At 61.2% G+C, this 18,169-nt stretch carries 17 protein-coding genes and 1 tRNA gene; 9 read left to right on the forward strand and 9 right to left on the reverse strand.

Translation table 11 applies throughout. The annotated features are described in order from the left end of the window. Window positions 1-61 precede the first annotated feature (61 nt). The 5 genes from PI93_RS18010 to PI93_RS18025 all read left to right on the forward strand — a co-directional run bounded on the left by PI93_RS18010 (window position 62) and on the right by PI93_RS18025 (window position 3,951). Window positions 62-787: a hypothetical protein gene (locus PI93_RS18010; RefSeq protein ID WP_144400189.1), complete on the forward strand. Its 726-nt coding sequence runs from the start codon at window positions 62-64 to the stop codon at window positions 785-787. After that, a complete protein-coding gene (locus PI93_RS24955; protein WP_268893820.1) occupies window positions 784-918 on the forward strand; it encodes a hypothetical protein in 135 nt (44 codons plus the stop codon). Before PI93_RS18010 ends, PI93_RS24955 begins: the two co-directional genes overlap by 4 nt. Before the next feature lies 1 nt (window position 919). Beyond that, window positions 920-2,770 carry a type IV secretory system conjugative DNA transfer family protein gene (locus PI93_RS18015; RefSeq protein WP_039368425.1) on the forward strand — a complete coding sequence of 617 codons (1,851 nt, stop codon included), beginning with the start codon at window positions 920-922 and terminating at the stop codon, window positions 2,768-2,770. A 537-nt stretch (window positions 2,771-3,307) separates the two neighbouring features. Next, a complete protein-coding gene (locus PI93_RS18020; RefSeq protein ID WP_144400188.1) occupies window positions 3,308-3,532 on the forward strand; it encodes a hypothetical protein in 225 nt (74 codons plus the stop codon). Between the two features lie 56 nt (window positions 3,533-3,588). Beyond that, entirely contained in the window at window positions 3,589-3,951 is a 363-nt protein-coding gene (locus PI93_RS18025) for a hypothetical protein (RefSeq protein ID WP_144400187.1), read from the forward strand. Window positions 3,952-3,995: 44 nt separating this feature from the next. On the opposite strand, the gene PI93_RS18030 is transcribed toward PI93_RS18025, so the two are convergent. From PI93_RS18030 to cysS, 7 genes are all read right to left on the reverse strand, one after another. Then, window positions 3,996-5,939 (reverse strand): site-specific integrase, encoded by a 1,944-nt coding sequence (locus PI93_RS18030; RefSeq protein WP_039368434.1) that lies wholly within the window; start codon window positions 5,937-5,939, stop codon window positions 3,996-3,998. Window positions 5,940-5,960: 21 nt separating this feature from the next. Then, window positions 5,961-6,054: transfer RNA gene (locus PI93_RS18035), tRNA-Ser, on the reverse strand. Between the two features lie 229 nt (window positions 6,055-6,283). Further along, window positions 6,284-7,534 (reverse strand): aspartate kinase, encoded by a 1,251-nt coding sequence (locus PI93_RS18040; RefSeq protein WP_039368437.1) that lies wholly within the window; start codon window positions 7,532-7,534, stop codon window positions 6,284-6,286. Between the two features lie 197 nt (window positions 7,535-7,731). Then, window positions 7,732-9,210, reverse strand: a complete 1,479-nt coding sequence (tilS, locus tag PI93_RS18045) for a tRNA lysidine(34) synthetase TilS (RefSeq protein WP_158453258.1) — start codon at window positions 9,208-9,210, stop codon at window positions 7,732-7,734. A 115-nt stretch (window positions 9,211-9,325) separates the two neighbouring features. Then, the gene (locus tag PI93_RS18050; RefSeq protein ID WP_039368440.1) at window positions 9,326-10,294 is read right to left on the reverse strand and encodes an acetyl-CoA carboxylase carboxyltransferase subunit alpha; all 969 of its coding nucleotides are present in this window, start codon (window positions 10,292-10,294) and stop codon (window positions 9,326-9,328) included. Between the two features lie 154 nt (window positions 10,295-10,448). Beyond that, window positions 10,449-11,555: an endonuclease III domain-containing protein gene (locus PI93_RS18055; protein WP_052240540.1), complete on the reverse strand. Its 1,107-nt coding sequence runs from the start codon at window positions 11,553-11,555 to the stop codon at window positions 10,449-10,451. A gap of 24 nt (window positions 11,556-11,579) precedes the next feature. Then, on the reverse strand, window positions 11,580-12,983 hold the full coding sequence (gene cysS / locus PI93_RS18060) for a cysteine--tRNA ligase (RefSeq protein ID WP_039368443.1): 1,404 nt from the start codon (window positions 12,981-12,983) through the stop codon (window positions 11,580-11,582). A gap of 270 nt (window positions 12,984-13,253) precedes the next feature. Here cysS and PI93_RS18065 point away from each other — a divergent pair, with 270 nt between their 5' ends. The 4 genes from PI93_RS18065 (at window position 13,254) to PI93_RS18080 (ending at window position 16,038) form a co-directional block, all read left to right on the forward strand. Continuing rightward, window positions 13,254-13,958 (forward strand): tetratricopeptide repeat protein, encoded by a 705-nt coding sequence (locus PI93_RS18065; RefSeq protein WP_052240541.1) that lies wholly within the window; start codon window positions 13,254-13,256, stop codon window positions 13,956-13,958. Between the two features lie 70 nt (window positions 13,959-14,028). Beyond that, window positions 14,029-14,607 (forward strand): peptidylprolyl isomerase, encoded by a 579-nt coding sequence (locus PI93_RS18070; protein ID WP_039368643.1) that lies wholly within the window; start codon window positions 14,029-14,031, stop codon window positions 14,605-14,607. A gap of 44 nt (window positions 14,608-14,651) precedes the next feature. Then, the gene (locus tag PI93_RS18075) at window positions 14,652-15,146 is read left to right on the forward strand and encodes a peptidylprolyl isomerase (RefSeq protein ID WP_039368446.1); all 495 of its coding nucleotides are present in this window, start codon (window positions 14,652-14,654) and stop codon (window positions 15,144-15,146) included. Between the two features lie 64 nt (window positions 15,147-15,210). Continuing rightward, window positions 15,211-16,038: a UDP-2,3-diacylglucosamine diphosphatase gene (locus PI93_RS18080; protein ID WP_039368449.1), complete on the forward strand. Its 828-nt coding sequence runs from the start codon at window positions 15,211-15,213 to the stop codon at window positions 16,036-16,038. A 116-nt stretch (window positions 16,039-16,154) separates the two neighbouring features. Here the strand turns inward: PI93_RS18080 and cysE are convergent, their stop codons facing one another. Further along, the gene (gene cysE / locus PI93_RS18085; protein ID WP_039368453.1) at window positions 16,155-16,934 is read right to left on the reverse strand and encodes a serine O-acetyltransferase; all 780 of its coding nucleotides are present in this window, start codon (window positions 16,932-16,934) and stop codon (window positions 16,155-16,157) included. 119 nt (window positions 16,935-17,053) lie between these two features. After that, the gene (locus PI93_RS18090; RefSeq protein WP_039368646.1) at window positions 17,054-17,863 is read right to left on the reverse strand and encodes an RNA methyltransferase; all 810 of its coding nucleotides are present in this window, start codon (window positions 17,861-17,863) and stop codon (window positions 17,054-17,056) included. Window positions 17,864-18,169: the final 306 nt, after the last annotated feature.

The following is an 18,169-nucleotide window of genomic DNA, read 5'->3' on the forward strand; positions in this document are numbered from 1 at the left end:
AGCCACTATGCATATCTCCATCCATCAGTACGCCGAGGCTTGCGCCGCGATGCATCTTTGCGTGACCCCGGCACTCGCCGCCGAGGCGCTGCGCTGCTCGCCGGATGCCGCATCCGCCGCGCTGCGCGATGCTGTTTCGGACGGTCTGTTTCGCCGCCTGCTGCTGCCCGGTCTCGGCAATACTCCGGTCTATCAACCGACTGCCAAAGCGGCAAGCGTGGACGCGAAACACGCGCCGAAATTCTTCCGCGCGGGCATCGACGAGACGCAGCGCTGGCGCGGCTTGCTGCGCGCGGGCCTCATTGCGCAAGACCACCACGCCGATACTTTTCTGACGGTCGAAACCGCCCGCGCGCAATGCGAAGTCCATGCGATTCCGATGCGCGGATACGACGAACCCTTGCTGTCTCGTACCACCGCAAGACTGCATCGCGCACACGTCTGCATCGCTCCGCAAGCGGCCTTGAAATCAAGCCCCGGCATTATCGAGCGGGCCATTTTACGCTGGTCCGCATGGTTGCAAGACGGCGGGCTCGAACTGCGTTTCGCCACGCTCGCCGGACGGCCAGCCGATGCGCTGCAATCGGCATTGTCCGAGTTCCAGCCCCCATCGAGCGGCGCAGCGCAGGAGCTGGCGGAGCTGGACGCGCACATCGCTGCGGACCGGACTGGCGTGGCACGCATCCAGTTTGCGAGCCGTCGGGCCGAGCTTGCGGCGGCAGGCGCACTTGAACCGGACACCGCGTTTCCCTGGCTTCAGACGACCGTAACCGAGGTACGCCTATGAGCCTGTTCTTTTACCGCCGCGTGTTCAGAAGCCGGAATGGCGAGATGGCAATCGGCGCGCGGATGCCGCGCATCTGGTTCCGGCCGGTGTATGCGCTTTATCGCCGTTTGCGCGACCGAGCGGATGACTGACATGCTCTTGTCGGAACACTCGCCGCGCCCGTACACCGGGGCATATATCGCGCATCGCTTGCGCGCCGTCGCCGAGCATCGCGCGGGCGAACTGCTGGCCCAGGCCGCGTTTCTCGGCTTCGGTCTGGCGGCGGCTCGCTTGACGTGGCCCTATCTGCCCGACGATTTTGCCTCGCGGATTGCCTTGCTGCTCGCCAGCGCGGCCGCCGCAGGCGGGGCCGCTGCGCTCGGCGTCACGGCTTATTACGGCCCGGTTCGGGTCTGGGTCGCCTTGCTGCTCGCGAAGTTCCCGCAATCGCAGGGTGCTATTGCCAAAGGCTACCGGATGCCCGCGCGTCCCGTGTTCGATGAGCCCGGTATCGTGCTCGGCGAAGCACATCCAGAGCGCGAGTATCACCCGTCCGGCGAATACGAACTGCATTACCGCACCGACGAGGCGTACAGCGCGACGCCCGAATGGTCCGTACTGCCGGCAAAAAGCTTGGTCACGGGCTTGCTCGTGCTCGGCGCAATCGGCTCTGGCAAAACAGCATACGTGCTGAAACCCGCCGTATTTCAGCTATTCCGCCATCCGACGCGGCCCGGCGGCCTCGTCATGGACAGCAAGGCCGCGCTCGTGGAGCCGCTGCGCGAAGTGCTCGCGGCAGCCGGGCGCAGCGAAGATTTTCTGCCTGTCGGCCCCGGCCAGCCGACCAAATGGAATCCGCTGCATATGCCGCAATCGTCGCCTGCGACGGTCGCCAATGCACTGCTCACTGCATTGGAAAATGTGAACGGTGCGCCGTTCGGCGCGGAGTCACGATGGATTCGCGCTGGTGCCGCACATCTTGCCGAAGGAGCAATCGGCTTGCTGCGGCTGCTGTCCGGCTACGTGACCGCTCGCGCGGTCGGTCTGCTGTTGAGCGAACTACAGCGCGTGACGGCTGGCAGCGACGAGCCCGGCGAAGTGGTCAAGACATACATCGGCAATCTATTCGCCGATTCCGATGTGCCGACGACACAGGCCGAGCATTTCGGCTATTACGCGCAACGGCTCATCGACCGTTTCGGCGAGGATGAAAAATTCCGCACCATTTATACAGCCGAACTATTCAATCTACTTGTGCCGCTCACGGCTCCCGACGTGGCTCACCTTTACAACGCGCCAGAAGACGAGCTAGACATGCCTGACTGGGCGGAATGTATCAATCGGGGGCTCGTCGTCGTGCTCGATTGCAATAGTCGAACCGTTCCTGGCCTCGCGGTCATCCTCGGCATGCTGCTCAAGCTCGGTTACGAAGATGCGATGTTGGCTAGGCTGGCCTGGGTCCGCGAGGGGCGATGCAACGCGGACCGGTACATGGTCTTGTGCATCGACGAGTACCAGGACTACGCGAGCCCGGGCGACGCGGAATATCAATCGTTGTGCCGTGAATCCCGGTCGATTACGGTCTTTCTCACGCAGGGCTTCGTATCCATCGTGCAGCGCGTGGGCGACGAGCGGGCCAAAGTCCTGCTGCAATCGTTGCGGAATCGTCTGGTCCTGAACCAGACGGTGCCGGACTTCGCCGCCGACTTGCTCGGACAGCATGACGTGGTCAACGTCGAATCGAACATCGCCGAGAACGTGTCCGGCGCGGCGCTCGGCGCGAACGGCAAATTCGGCGGGGATTCGACGGTTTCGCAATCGTACTCGACACGCAAGAACCGGGAATATGCCGTGCCGCCCGAGGTGCTTTCCAGTCTCCCGCTCGGGCAAGGCATTCTGCAATCGCATGACGGCGAGCGAGGCGTGCCGCTGCATCGAGTCTATCTGCTGCCGTACTATGCGCCCGCCGGTGCCCGGCATGCCGACATTGGGGCATTGCAATGATGACTGTGAAAGTCTGGTGCGGAGCGATTGCGCTGGTGTTGCTCGTCCTGCTCGGCGTACACGTCTATACCGCGTATCTCGCCGTGATGCCGCCTCGCGTCTGGCGAGTCGCAGGAGCCACATGGGTCGCATGGGCTACGTGGCATACGTACCGCGTTTTGGTTCGGTAGCTCCCGCGAATAACGCTACATCGTCAACACTATTGATTTCCAACACCTAATAGATAAATAAAATAGCCGCATACCATGAATTGCAAGTCGCAATTCATGGACTTTGCTGTGCTTGCATTAAATTCATTCCTTGGTATACGCAGGTTGCGATTTAAACAATTTCTCACTATAAAACAAAAAAGTAAATTATTAGTCGATATGAAAATCCTGTTCTCAGGATTGCTTGACTGACATTTCGCTAAATTTTAAGAATCGTTACCATCCTCACAGCAGTACTGTTCAACCACTGATTCGATGAGGTGCCCAGATGATTAGGTATCGAGAGGTAGAGATTGTGCAGGAAGGTGACGTGCGGGTGCGAATCCGCATGCAAGCGGACTTCAAACCGTCTCCCTTTCTGCGAGGGCCGTATGCAGTGGATGGGAAGGTCAAACTTGCCACATTGCTAGACATGCGCGGGCTGTCGGCAATCGATGCACGCAGGGAGGCTTTGTATTTCCTGCTTGCTTACGTATCGGCTGAGCAAGCCGAAAAGGTTGCACGCCGTTTTGTTATCAAGCTAACAAATGGCCTCAATCAGACCCGGCATTAACAATCCACCCAACGATGGGTAGTTACCTCCTCCAACCTGCACAACAGACGTTACATATGAATAAGACTGAATCCATTGACGGCGAGTCGGCGACTGACACCGAAATCATTCAGGCGGGCGACTCATCCAAACGGAATGCGTCGAAGGTCAGAATCGAAATCCGCTCTGCGAACAAAGGGGATGCATATAAAGGCGGCATGCCTTCGGTACGCTGGGCCAGGCCTGCACGAGTTTGGGTACGCACATATGCCGATGGAGCCAAAGTTGACGAAGAATTCTTTGGCTTTATCGACATGCGATGCAGAGGTCCGCGCTCGCGTGCCGCCCGCATTCTCTTGGAGGCTGAGGCTTACGCGCGGACGATGGCCAATACGGCCAAAACTTCGATTGAATGGGACATACGCTACGTCGCGCACTAGCAGCAATTCGCCTGCGGCCGAGGAAACGCTCCTGGTCGCAGGCTTTATGCGGCCTTCCGGCGCTCGACGGGTCGCGCGACTCTCTGAACCGGCATAGGCAACTCAACCCCGAAATCAAGTTTGCCGAGTCGAACCGCCATATCTTCCAACGTTACCAGTACCGTTTCGTCTTCGTATCCATCGGCAACGACATTATCCGATTTCTCCGCGTGACCGCTAATACAACGCAGATTAACGCCAGCCTTCCGCCCATACGTCAAAAGCGTATGACGAAATGCATGCGAGCCACGAATAGAATTACCTACTGCATTAGCAACGCCATGCAAACCAATTTCACGCATATAAAGCTGAACCCATTTCCCCGGATAGGCTCCCGCATCGCCATCTTTGGTCGCCCACTCTGGAAATAGTCTTCTCGCGCCCGACTCCTTTAATTGTTTGAGATAGACAGGAAATCCAAGTCGAACCAAATCCTTATGCATGGGAATGGTTCTTGGTTTCTTCGTCTTGACCCGCTTGATTACATCGGGGTCGGGCAACGGTCCGCTTTCATTGGTTAGCGTCAGCCACCAGATGCCATCTTTGCACCCCCAATCTGATTGAGGATTTATTTGGCAAAGCTCACGCACGCGCCCCCCTGTATAGAGTTCGAGTGCGAGTAACCAGAACTTATAAACCTTCGCCGGGCTTTTTACGATTTTCTTCATTTTCTCGCTAAAGAAAATCATCCGGATTTCATTTGGCCGCAAGGCCCTTTGTTTGTACTCGAGCTTGGTCCGTTCACCCTGATACGGCACGGCTGTAGAAAGCGTGGTGGGGAATCCTATATCTTGCCAGTTAGTTACACCATATCGAATAAACAAATTGAGCGAACCGATGTATGAGCCATCGTAAGTGGCTTTTGAAAGGCAGATAGGCCATTTCTGCTCTGAAATCTGCTGAATCGTTACATTCCGCTCTTTCTTTACATCCTGCCAGCGCGGCGGAAGCTTTTGAACCAATGCCAGAAACTCTTTGATGTGCAATTGTCGCAATTGGCTAATTGGCAGGTCACCCGTAATACTCAAAAAAGCGGGCAGTACAGATTGAAGCTTTTTAAGCTGGGCGCTCTTGGCAGATGGCCAGTCTTTTAAGAAATCCTTAATCGCCTGCGAGAGCATAAGCCCGCCCGTCGCCATGGGAACACTCGCAGGGGAAGATGCGACCGCAACCGTGGTTTTGAGCGGTTCGACAGCTAGTGCAACAGGCGGGTCTTCGCCGTGGAAACGGGCTTCGAGCAGGTCTAAGCCTTTGAGATGAGCACGCACGAAGGCGAATAGCAACCGCCCTTCATGCGGGGTATTGAGCAGTTCGTCTGCCAGACGGTAGCCGTTGAGGTGCAACATCTGATGCGCAGCCGGCCGAAGGGGCTTGATGGCGTCGCGGGCTTCATCTGCGGTACTGGCGCGCATGATGGCCTTAAGAAGCGGAGCAATGCTTCGAGCGCCATCCTGTACTTCAGACTGCGTTAGCCCAGGTTCGATACCAACAGACATCGACTCGCGCCGCTGTGTGTCCGCTATGTCAACCGTAGCAAGTACAGTGCAATAAAACCGTTGCGACAGTTCGGGAGTGACTTCCCGAATGACCTCCAGTTCGTCCCACCTGCCAAAGCGATTGGTACGCAGAGCCGCCAACGACTGGCGCGCCGCTTCTATTCTTTGGCTCGACTCGTGCGCGAGCCGGTCGCGCTCTAGGCAGGCCGCCCGATAGTCGCCCCCGAGCTTTATCTTGAACTCCCGCCCTTTGCCGATGATTGGGCGCAGGGGTTCAGGAATGACACGACGAAAAACATACCCGGTTCCGTCTTGAGCCTTGCTCATGTATCGCGGCATATGAAAGTCCTCTGACGGACTTCCTTCCGGCTTCTTGCTTTGTACTCGTTTTTGTACTGGCTTTTGTACCATGAGCAAAAAAATAACCCCTTGTTCGCTAGAAGATTCTAGCAAAACAAGGGGTTATCCGCCTACTGGCGGAGACGGAGGGATTCGAACCCTCGATCCAGGTTTTGGCCCAGATGCTCCCTTAGCAGGGGAGTGCCTTCGACCTCTCGGCCACGTCTCCCAAACTTGTCGTCACATCAGGGAGGTGATGTAACGAAGGCGTGATATTACCTACTGTTCTCGATGCCGTCAAACATTATGCGCATCAAAATCCAACTTTTTTTGCACAGGTGTCATGCACTCGACACGTTCGGGGAGTTTTCCCCGCATATCAGCGCTAATTTCGCGCTACGCGCCGCATGCCCTACGCAAACATGCGACGCGTCGTTTCGACACTCGATCGGTGACGCTTACGCCTGATCGAGTTCGAATGCCTTGTGCAGTGCGCGCACTGCCAGCTCCATGTACTTCTCGTCGATCAGCACGGAGATCTTGATTTCCGAGGTCGAGATGAGCTGGATGTTGATACCCTCTTCCGAGAGCGTGCGGAACGCCTTGCTGGCGATACCGACGTGCGAGCGCATGCCCACGCCGACGATCGACACCTTCGACACTTTCGGATCGCCCACGACTTCGGCGGCACCGATGTGGCCCTGCACGTCGCTTTGCAGCAGGGTCATGGCGCGCTGGTAATCGCCGCGCGGCACGGTGAACGTGAAGTCGGTCTTCCCTTCCACGCTCAGGTTCTGGATGATCATGTCGACATCGATGTTCGCGTCGGCGATCGGGCCGAGGATCTGGTAAGCGATGCCCGGACGGTCCGGCACGCCGCGCACGGTGATCTTGGCCTCGTCGCGCTGGAATGCGATACCCGAAATGATGGCCTTTTCCATTTGTTCGTCTTCCTCAAAAGTAATCAGCGTGCCCGAGCGCGCTTCTTCGTCGAGCGCAATCATCGGATCGGTCAGGCTCGAGAGCACACGAGTCTTGACCTGGTACTTGCCGGCGAATTCCACCGAACGGATCTGCAACACCTTCGAGCCGAGGCTGGCCATTTCCAGCATCTCTTCGAAAGTCACCTTGTCGAGGCGGCGCGCTTCGTCCACCACGCGCGGGTCGGTCGTGTACACGCCGTCGACGTCGGTGTAGATCAGGCACTCATCGGCCTTCAGCGCCGCAGCAACGGCCACCGCCGACGTGTCCGAGCCGCCGCGACCCAGCGTGGTCACGTTGCCGTTCGGATCGATCCCCTGGAAGCCGGTGATGACGACCACACGACCGGCATTGAGATCGGCCATCACGCGCGTGTCGTCGATTTCCGAAATACGGGCTTTCGTGAAAGCGCTGTCGGTCTTGATCGGTACTTGCCAGCCGGCGTAGCTCACGGCATCGACGCCCGCTTCCTTGAGGGCCATCGCCAGCAGGCCAACGCTCACCTGCTCGCCCGTGGCGGCAATGGCGTCGAGTTCGCGCGGATCCGGGTGGGCCGAAATCTCTTTCGCCAGCCCCAGCAGACGATTGGTCTCGCCGGACATCGCCGACGGCACCACCACCATCTTGTGACCGGCCTTATGCCACTTGGCCACGCGCTTGGCGACATTCTTGATGCGCTCCACCGAGCCCATCGACGTGCCGCCGTATTTGTGTACGATCAGAGCCATAACATTGCTAACACATTGATTTAAAACCGTTTATGAATCCTTCGCAGATACCCCTCGATGGGCATCGGTGACGTTTCGATTCGCGGAACTTTTGATTATCGCACGAATGTATCGCGCCTGAGCCAGTTTGGCGCAGATTGCACTGCCATTGCCACGACATGCCGCATCCGGCAGCAGATTATGCTGTTTTGCGCCCGCTACGCCTCGTCGCGCCACATCATTCGCCAGCGCACGCCGGTCGTCGCATCACGTTGTGCCGCACCGTCGATGCCCAGACGCGGTACGAAGACGATCTCGCCCGCCTGCCAGACGATCGGCACATGCCGCAACCACGCCGCAACGCCACGACTTTGGTACCAGTGCTTGAGCGAACGGGAATGCCCCGCCGCGTTCTCGCGCCACCGTTCACCGCCCACGCGCGACTTCGCTACCAGCGGATGGGCACGCAGCACCTGCTCGTCGATCGTGCCCTCGATCGATTCCCCGTCGGCGACCGGTGCGAACATGACGCTCCCCTGCCATTGCGGCAACGGCCACTCCCGCTGCCCCGACCATCGCAATTCAACCTCGGGCACCACGTCGTCCGGATCGCTCGGATCGGCCAGATGCGATGAATCGGCCGCCCCGTAGACAGCCGTCCATTGCAGTTCGTCGCGATACAACCGCAAGACGGCATCGCCATGCGGCAACTCGAGCGAGGCGTCCGCCTGCGCGTCGCGAATCTGTCGCACCCATTCGTCGAGCCTCGCCTCCGGCGGCATGGACAGTCCACGGCGTGCCGTCCAATAGCGCAGAAGGTTCGCGAGCCGCGGCGAGTCGAGCGCCTGCAAACGGCTACGCTGCAAACGCTCGCCCCCCGACATGGATGCCGAACGCGCCATCTCGAAATCGGTTTGGGCGAGTTGATCGAGCAGCGATTGCGCCTGTGCGGCATGCCGCGCGAACCGCGCCAACGTCTCCCGATACGCGGGGACATGTGCCGCGATGGCAGGCATGACATCGTGACGCAACGCGTTGCGCAGGTAGTGACGATCGTCATTGGACGGGTCGTCGACCCACGATAGCGAACGCGCCTTCGCATAAGCACGCATCGTCTCGCGCGTGACGTCGAGCAGCGGGCGCAGCAGCCGGGTTTGGCACGGCTCGCCAACGTTGCCGGCCGTCGTGGGCAATGTGCCCTCCACCGCCATCGCCGCCACGCCGGGCAAGCCGGCACCGCGCAGCATTTGCAACAGCACCGTCTCCGCCTGATCGTTCGCATGATGGGCGGTGAGGAGCCATTTCACGCCATGCGTTTTGCACGTTGCCGCAAGGGCTTCGTAGCGGGCGGCGCGTGCCGCACCCTCGATGCCCTGACGCGCGTTGCGCGGCACATTCACGCGTACCGCTGCGAAAGCAAAGCCGCGCAAACGCGCCTCGCGTTCGCACACGGCAAGCCAGTCGTCGGCTTGCTCCGAGAGCCCGTGATGTACATGGATAGCCAGGGGCGGTACGAAGCATTCACCCGCGTCGCGTCGCGTCTGCACCCAATGCGCCAGCGCATCGAGCAGCACCATCGAGTCGAGCCCGCCGCTCAGCGCGAGGGCAACGGGGATGCCGACAGCGGGTTCAGATGCGTCGCCGAGTTTGGCCCGAGGGACGTGCGCCGCCAGCGCCAGGCGCAAAGCGACGTCCACATGTGCAACTGCCGCGTCGCATCGGGCAGATGCGAACGCGGCAGCAGAAGAATCGTGATGAGACATCGGATTCGGCGTCATCGCCACAACGGGCGACGACGCAATGACGGACACATTACTTCGCGCCGGCTTCCTTGAATTTGCCATAGCTCATCAGGCGCTCGAAGCGGCGCTCGAGCAGCTCCTTGTGGCTGATGCCCTGGAACTGGCGCAGCGAGTCGGCCAGGGCACGCTTGAGCATGCCGGCCATGCCGAGCGGGTCGCGATGTGCGCCACCCAGCGGCTCGTTGACGATCTTGTCGATCAAACCCAGCGCCTTGAGGCGGTGAGCCGTCAGACCCAGCGCTTCGGCGGCTTCGGGCGCCTTGGCAGCGCTCTTCCACAGAATCGATGCGCAGCCTTCCGGCGAGATCACCGAGTACGTCGAGAACTGCAGCATCATGACCGTATCGGCCACGGCGACGGCCAGCGCACCGCCCGACCCGCCCTCACCGATGATCGTGGTGATGATCGGCGTCTTGAGTTCGGTCATCACGTACAGGTTGTGACCGATGGCTTCCGACTGACCGCGTTCTTCGGCGTCGATCCCCGGATAAGCCCCCGGCGTGTCGACGAACGTGAAGATGGGCAGGCCGAACTTCTCGGCGAGCTTCATCAGGCGCATGGCCTTGCGATAGCCCTCGGGACGCGGCATGCCGAAATTGCGCAGCGCGCGCTCCTTCGTGTCGCGGCCCTTCTGATGACCGATCACCATGCAGGCCTGACCGTTGAAACGGGCCATGCCGCCGACGATGGCGTGATCGTCCGAGAAGTTGCGATCGCCGTGCAACTCGTGAAAGTCGGTAAAGATGTCGCGAACATAATCGAGCGTGTAGGGACGCTGCGGATGACGCGAAATTTGCGAAACCTGCCACGGAGACAGGTTCGTGTAGATGTCCTTGGTGAGCTGCTGGCTCTTTTTGGAGAGGCGCTCGATCTCTTCGGAAATGTCGACGGCGGAATCGTCTTGCACAAAGCGCAACTCTTCAATCTTCGCTTCGAGTTCGGCGATCGGCTGTTCAAAATCCAAAAAGGTGTTCTTCATCAGGTTTCCCCGGAAATGCGGCAGCGTATTGTACCGCCGGCAACGTCTACCCGGTCGGGATAGGCAACTTTCATTGCCATTCGACCCGCAATAGCCGTCAATAATGACTGGATGAGACGGATTGGACGCGGATTATACGTCCTCGGCGGAACAATCAGTATTCCACCGGCACCGGTTCGAGACTGCGCCACATGTACCAGGTGGCGACGGAGCGCCAGGGCTCCCAATTGGCAGCCACTTCCCGCGCTTCACTGCGCGTGACGGGCTCGCCGCTGAAATAGTTGACGCTGATGGCATTGATCAGCCCGACATCGTCGAGCGGCAGCACATCCGGGCGCACCAGATTGAACATCAGGAACATTTCGGCGGTCCAGCGGCCAATGCCGCGAATGCCGGTCAGCTCGGCGATGACGGCCTCGTCGTCCATGCTTGCCCAGGCGTCGACGTGCAATGCGCCCGACTTGAAGTGCGTCGCCAGATCGAGGATGTACTCGGCCTTGCGGCGCGACAACCCGCAACCGGCGAGCGTATCGTGCCCGGCTTTGATGAATTGGGCGGGCGTGAGCTTCGGACAGATCGTCACCACCCGGTCCCACACCGCCTGCGCCGCCTTCACGGAGATCTGCTGGCCGACGATCGAGCGCGCGAGCGTGACGAACGGCTCGCCGCGCCCGGTCAAATGCGCCGGGCCGAACTGCGGAATCAGCTTCTTGAGAATGCGGTCGCGCTTCATCAGATCGGCACACGCCTGATCCCAGAAACCGGGGCGTGTCGCCCCCGCCCCCACGGGCAGCGGCACCACACCCGTCACGACCTGCTCGACGATCTCGTGATCGATGCGCTCGATTTCCGGCGTGACGATGCGCGTCTCGCCGTCGCGCTTGGCGATGACGCGACGCGAGCTCGCCGAAGTCGAGGGCGCCGCCGGCTTGGCGGCCTTGGTGACGGCAGCGGGCGTCGTCGACTTCGCCGGCGCCTTGCGCGCCACTTTCTCTCCTGCCTTGGGCGCCGTCTTCTGCGCGACCTTGCGAGCAGCGCCGGCCTTCGCCGGCTTTTCCGTCGTCTTGCCGGCTGCAGTCTTGCTACCGGTCCTGACGGCGGCAGTCTTGGCGATAGTCGCCTTGACCGGTGCACGACGCGCGCCGTCGCCTGCCAATGTCGACGACGCTGCCGACTTGACTACCTTGGTCGCTGTCTTTGCCGTCTTCGCCGTAGCGGTCTTGGTCGCAACCTTAGCGGCTGCGGATTTACGAGTCACCATGAAATTTGCCTCGATGCGCCGCGCTCAGGCACGACGCCATTCGGTGGCGCCTCCGGGACGATCTTCCAGCACGATACCTTCGGCCAACAGTTCGGCACGAATGCGATCGGCCTCTGCGAAATTGCGCTCGCGCTTGGCCTGGGCACGCGCTTCAATGCGCGCTTCGACGGAGATACGCAATGCCTCGCCCTCGCCCGCCGCTTCGCCGCCCGTCGCCCCTTGCAGGAACGATTGCGGGTCGCGGCCGAGCAGGCCCAGCGTTGCGGCCAGCCCCTGCAACTGACGCACGAGCACCGGATCGCGCTGCTTGTTGATCTCGCCGGCGAGTTCGAACAGCACGGAAATCGCCACCGACGTGTTGAAGTCGTCGTTCATCGCGGCGGCAAAGCGCTGCGCGTAGGGTTCGTTCCAATCGAGCGGTGCGCCGTCGCCCGCTGCCCCCTTGAGCGCCGTGTACAGGCGCGTGAGGCCACCGCGTGCGTCGTCCAGATGCGCATCGCTGTAATTGAGCGGGCTGCGGTATTGGGCGCGCAGAATGAAGAAGCGCACGACTTCCGCATCGAACTTTGCGAGCACTTCGCGAATCGTGAAGAAGTTGCCGAGCGACTTGGACATCTTTTCGTCGTCCACGCGCACGAAGCCGTTGTGCAGCCAGTAATTCACGAACGTCTCGCCCGTGGCGCCTTCGCTCTGCGCAATCTCGTTCTCGTGATGCGGGAACTGCAAATCGGCCCCGCCACCATGAATGTCGAAGTGATTGCCCAGCAACTGGCAGCTCATGGCGGAGCACTCGATATGCCAGCCCGGACGGCCTGCGCCCCACGGCGAGGCCCATTTCGATTCGTCGGGCTCGGTCTCTTTGGCGCGCTTCCACAGCACGAAGTCGAGCGGGTCCTGCTTCGCGGTATTGGCGGCCACCCGCTCCCCCGCGCGCAGATCTTCGATGGACTTGCCCGAGAGCTGACCGTAGCTGGAGAACTTGCGCACGGCATAGTTCACGTCGCCGTCATCAGCCTGGTAGGCGTAACCGTTGCGTTGCAGGGTGCCGATCATATCGACCATCTGCGGGATGAAGTCGGTCGCACGCGGCTCGTGATCGGGGCGCTGCACACCGAGCGCGTCGGCGTCCTCATGCATTGCCGCAATGAAACGCGTCGTCAGCTCGCGCATCGTCTCGCCGTTCTCGATCGCACGCTTGATGATCTTGTCGTCGATGTCGGTAATGTTGCGCACGTAGGTCACCCGGTACCCGAGCGTGCGAAGCCAGCGCTGCACCATGTCGAAAACCACCATCACACGCGCATGCCCGATGTGACAGTAGTCATACACCGTCATACCGCAGACATACATGCGGACTTCGCCGGGAACGAGGGGTACGAACGGCTGTTTGTCTCGCGCGAGCGAGTTGTAGACACGGAGTGAATCCATAGATAAGCGCTTGACCGGGCGGCAACAGCGCCGGACGCTGCGACGATGTTCTCGGGAACGTCACGGACTTCGTGACCAGAGCGACATCGCGAGGCGGGCTGCGCGCCGTGCGGTAGAAAAAACGAACCTGCGAACCGTATCCACCGCCACTACGAGAAATGGCGCGGGCCGGGCGCAGGTGTTTTGTTAGAATGCGGCCGAGTATAGCATCTCTTGCGCACCTCTCAGGTATCCCAAGCACCCACTATGACGCAACGAAGCCGGTCACTTTTGTCCCCCGCAACGCGCCTTGTCTCCCGACTCCGCCCGGTCGCCGCTGCCGCGCGCAGCGCCCGTGCGCTGGCGCTCGCGGGCGCCACCCTCGGCCTCGCGGGCACGTTGTTTGCTCTGCCCGCCGGTGCACAGGCCATCACCGATCCGCCGCCGCCCGCCCCGCTGCAAACGCCGCAGCAAGCGAGCGAATCGGCCATCAACAAACTGGTCGATGCCGGCAAATTCAGCGATGCGCTGACGAAGATCGATGCCCATCTGAAGCAGTATCCGCGCGACGCGCAAGTGCGCTTCACACGCGGACGCGTGCTCATGGAAATGGGCCGTAATCCGGAAGCCATCGACGACTTCACGGCCCTCACGCAGGACTTCCCGGAACTACCCGAGCCGTTCAATAACCTCGCGGCGCTCTACGCGCAGGCGGGTGAGTACGACAAGGCGCGCGCCGCGCTCGAGAGCGCGATTCGCAACAATCCGAGTTTCGCCGTGGCCTACTCGAACCTTGGCGACATCTACGCCAAGCTGGCCCAACAGGCCTACCAAAAAGCGCTGAAGCTCTCGCCGACGGCGCGCGTGTCGAATCGCGAGAAAATCCTGTCCAACATGCTTGCCCCGCAGCGCGCAACGCCCGTGAGCCAGACGCCGTCACCGGCCAAGGCCAGCGACGACGCGTCGCTCAAGAATGTCGGCAAGTCCGGCAACTAAGACGCCTCGCGTCTTCCCACGAACCGAACCCTCATTGCATACGGAGACACGCATGTCCTTTCCGAATCGCCTGCGTCGCGCGCTGCTCGGCAGCGTGATCGCCGCGGCTGCCCTGTCGGGCACGAGCCTGTCCGCGTTCGCGCAAGCCGTCCAACCGCAGGTGCAGTTCAAGACGTCGGCCGGCAACTTCGTGGTCGAACTCAACCCGAAGGCGGCCCCGAAGACGGTCGAGAACTTTCTTCAATACGTCAACAGTGGCTTTTACAACGGCACGATCTTCCACCGTGTCATTGGCAACTTCATGATTCAGGGCGGCGGTTTCACGCCCGACATGAACGAAAAGACCACGCGCGCACCGATTCCGAGCGAATCGCAAAACGGCCTGAAGAACGTGACGGGCGCCATTGCCATGGCCCGCACGTCGAATCCGAATTCCGCGACCGCGCAATTCTTCATCAATGTGAAGGATAATGCGTCACTGGATTACCCCAGCCCGGACGGCTACGGCTATACGGTATTCGGTAAGGTGGTGTCCGGCATGGATACCGTCGAGAAGATCAAGGGTGTTGCCACGACCCGCAAGGGCATGTACCAGGACGTACCGGCCACGCCGGTCGTGATCGAATCGGCCAGCGTCGTCAAGCGCTGATATCCTCCGGCCCATCGGAACCCTTTCATCAGAAGGAAAGCATCATGGTTGAACTGCACACCAATCACGGCGTCATTCGCATCGAACTCGACGCAGACAAGGCACCGAAGACGGTCGAGAACTTCTTGAACTACGTCAAGAACGGCTTCTACGACAACACCGTTTTCCACCGTGTGATCAACGGCTTCATGATTCAGGGCGGCGGCTTTGAACCCGGCATGAAGCAAAAGCCGACCGAAGCACCGGTCGAGAACGAAGCCAACAACGGCCTGAAGAACAACAAGTACACCCTGGCCATGGCCCGCACGAACGATCCGCACTCGGCCACGGCACAGTTCTTCATCAACGTCAGCGACAACGACTTCCTGAACCACAGCGCACCGACGCCGCAAGGCTGGGGCTACGCCGTGTTCGGCAAGGTTGTCGAAGGTCAGGACATCGTCGACCAGATCAAGGGCGTGAAGACCGGTTCGAAGGGCTTCCACCAGGACGTGCCGGTTGACGACGTCGTGATCGAAAAGGCCGTGATCGTCGCGTAAGCGCCGTCACCGTCCACTGCGATATTCGATGCCGGTATCGACTGCGCGGTGCCCGCAATGCCCCGTGACACCACGGGGCGACGGGCCCGCGCTTTTCATTTCCGATCTTCACCTTTCGCCGGCACTGCCGCGCACGGTGCAAGTCTTCGAAGACTTCCTGCGCGGCCCCGCGCGTGAAGCGTCCGTCCTGTTCATCCTCGGCGATCTGTTTGAATACTGGATTGGCGACGACATGCTCGATGTCGATACGCCGGCCAGTACGAACGTCGATCCCGATACCTCGACACCTGCCGCCACCGAGCCCCTCGGTGCCTTCGCCTGTCGCATGACGGCGGCCATGGCGGAACTGTCTGCGAGCGGCGTGCCCATCGCCGTGATGCGCGGCAACCGCGATTTTCTGCTCGGCGAGCGTTTCGCGCGCGCGGCCGGCGCCGTCATGCTCGACGACCCCTGTGTCTTCTCGTTTCTCGGGCAAGCGCTGGTGCTCAGTCACGGCGACCAGTTGTGCACTGACGACGTGGGCTATCAGCGCTTTCGCCGCATTGCCCATTCGCCCCTCGGCAAAGCATTTTTCCTGGCACTCCCGCTGCGCTTGCGCATGGCCATCGCCAACCGAATTCGCCGACGCAGCGCCGCCAAGGGCGCCCATCGCCTGGCGTATGCCGATGCCAATGCCAACGCCATCGCGGCACTGCTCGATGCCGCCGGTGAGCGCACCCTCGTGCATGGGCATACGCATCGACCGGCCCGGCACGCCGATGGCCGTCGCGTGCGCTGGGTCCTGCCGGACTGGGAGTTTGATGTGGAGCCGCCGCGCGGTGGCTATCTGCAATGGGACACGCATGGCCTGCGCGCCATCGATCTCGCCCCCTCTACGACGCAAAGCGCCTGAGCTCGCGCGACGGCGATGCAAACGGCCCGTGCGGATGACGGGTCGTGCCTAAGGGTCTCAGGGTCTCAGGGTCTCAGGGTCTCAAGGCCTCAGGACCGATACCGCAGCGTCCCGCGTCACATGTCCTGAATTTCCTTACCGAGCTTGCGCAGCTCGGCCGTGTCGATCTTGCTTGCGCCGAGCGCTTCGAGATGGGCGCCAAGTTGGTTGAGCGCCGCCACCATCACGTCGATCTTGTGCGACTGGTCGGTAGCATTTTCGATCAGCCCGTGGATCGCGAGCGAGACGGGATCGTCGGCATTGGGCGTGATGCCATACGCGGAGAATTCCGGCTTGCGAGCGTCACCTTGCGGTTTGGCATCCCCCCCTTCGCGCGGGGCGTCGGGACGGATGATCCGCGCGGGATTGCCCACGGCCGTGCCGCCGGCAGGCACCGCTTTTACCACCACCGCATTGGAGCCGATCTTCGCGCCCTCACCCACCGTGAAGCCGCCGAGCACCTTGGCCCCGGCCCCAACGATCACGCCAGACTCCAATGTCGGGTGACGCTTCGCGCCGCGTGACAACGAGGTGCCGCCCAGCGTGACGCCCTGGTAGATCGTGCAATCGTCGCCGATCACAGCCGTCTCGCCGATGACCACGCCCATGCCGTGATCGATGAAGACGCGCCGGCCCAGCGTCGCTCCCGGATGAATCTCGATGCCCGTGAGGAAGCGCGCGTATTGCGACACGTAACGGCCCAGCCACTTGAAGCCGGATGTCCAGCAACCGTGCGCCACCCGATGCAACATCACCGCATGCAGGCCGGGATAGCAAGTGAAGACTTCCCAGTTGCTGCGGGCGGCGGGGTCCTTTTGCCGAATGGCGGCGATGTCTTCGCGAAGATGGGTAAACATGGGCCTGTCGATCCTGTCTTGAGCGTCCGGCCATCTTGGGGCGGATCGTTGTGTAGTTATCGGAAAGCGGAAATCGGGAGTGAGAAGCGAGCTAGCGAGCGCCGCGAAGGCGTGACGCCTCAACGCCGTATCTTGCGCTCGAGAATGTGTTTCGCGATGCCGCGCAGAATGTTGACTTCCTCGCGCTCCAGATGACTCTTCGCGAACAGCCGGCGCAGACGCGTCATCAGCTTCTTCGGATTGTCCGGATCGAGGAAATCGAGATCGACGAGCGCGCGCTCGAGATGCGAGAGCATGCCTTCGACGTCGTCGCGGGTCGCGAGCGCCTCAAGGATTTGCGCATCCGGCGCAACCGCCGGGAGTGCCGTCGTCACGGACATCTCGCCGCGCTCGCGCATCAGACACGCCATGCGCACTTCGTAAGCGATCAACTGCACCGCCTGCGACAGATTGAGCGAGCTATATACCGGGTTCGCCGGAATATGGACGAGCGCGTTGCATCGCTCCACATCCGCGTTCGACAGGCCTGTACGCTCACTGCCGAATACGAACGCCACTGCCTCGCCCTGCCCCGCGTGCTGCACGGCCATCGCCGCACTCTCGCGTGGCTCGGCATTGGGCGGACCGTATTCACGCGAGCGCGCCGAGAGCGCCACCGCCCAACTCACCCCCTGCAGCGCCGTATCGAGATCGGGCACTACCCGCGCGTTCGCCAACACATCGTCGGCACCGCTCGCGAGCGCCACAGCCTCCGGATCGCGCAGGACATCGGCCCCAGCACGCGGCGCCGCCAGCACCAACTGGCCGAAGCCCATCGTCTTGATCGCGCGCGCCGCCGATCCGACATTACCGGGATGGCTGGTCTCGTTGAGCACGAAACGCACTTGATCGAATAGCGTTGACGCAGGAGTGGCAGCAGATTGGGGCATGAGACAGCGATGGTGAAAAACGAGCGGCAGTGAACGGGCGCGGCACCGCAGGACACACCGCCCGAAGCGCGGTACGCCGGCAGGCGGCAAAGCGATAAACGTTGCTATTTTGCCCTGAATCGCGAGCGCTGCGTGTCGTCGCTCCGTGCGGTGCCCTGGAGAGCCGTCCGACGCAAAAAGGGTCAGAACATGAAGACGAAGCAGCGCACGCGCCGGGTTTTTGATAAAATACGCGTTTTCGTCCTTGCAAACGAGCCGCCACCCGGTGCGCGGCGCTTGCGGGGCATCGCTCTTGCTCAATTTGTT

Source organism: Pandoraea fibrosis, assembly GCF_000807775.2.
Taxonomy (GTDB): Bacteria; Pseudomonadota; Gammaproteobacteria; order Burkholderiales; family Burkholderiaceae; genus Pandoraea; species Pandoraea fibrosis.

Coding starts and splice junctions, on each gene's coding strand:
- PI93_RS18020 (WP_144400188.1), top strand. CDS start 3,308: ATGCAAGCGGACTTCAAACCGTCTCCCTTTCTGCGAGGGCCGTATGCA.
- PI93_RS18090 (WP_039368646.1), bottom strand. CDS start 17,863: ATGCCCCAATCTGCTGCCACTCCTGCGTCAACGCTATTCGATCAAGTG.
- PI93_RS18040 (WP_039368437.1), bottom strand. CDS start 7,534: ATGGCTCTGATCGTACACAAATACGGCGGCACGTCGATGGGCTCGGTG.
- PI93_RS18050 (WP_039368440.1), bottom strand. CDS start 10,294: ATGAAGAACACCTTTTTGGATTTTGAACAGCCGATCGCCGAACTCGAA.
- PI93_RS18025 (WP_144400187.1), top strand. CDS start 3,589: ATGAATAAGACTGAATCCATTGACGGCGAGTCGGCGACTGACACCGAA.
- PI93_RS18015 (WP_039368425.1), top strand. CDS start 920: ATGCTCTTGTCGGAACACTCGCCGCGCCCGTACACCGGGGCATATATC.
- PI93_RS18055 (WP_052240540.1), bottom strand. CDS start 11,555: ATGGTGACTCGTAAATCCGCAGCCGCTAAGGTTGCGACCAAGACCGCT.
- cysE (WP_039368453.1), bottom strand. CDS start 16,934: ATGTTTACCCATCTTCGCGAAGACATCGCCGCCATTCGGCAAAAGGAC.
- PI93_RS24955 (WP_268893820.1), top strand. CDS start 784: ATGAGCCTGTTCTTTTACCGCCGCGTGTTCAGAAGCCGGAATGGCGAG.
- cysS (WP_039368443.1), bottom strand. CDS start 12,983: ATGGATTCACTCCGTGTCTACAACTCGCTCGCGCGAGACAAACAGCCG.
- PI93_RS18075 (WP_039368446.1), top strand. CDS start 14,652: ATGGTTGAACTGCACACCAATCACGGCGTCATTCGCATCGAACTCGAC.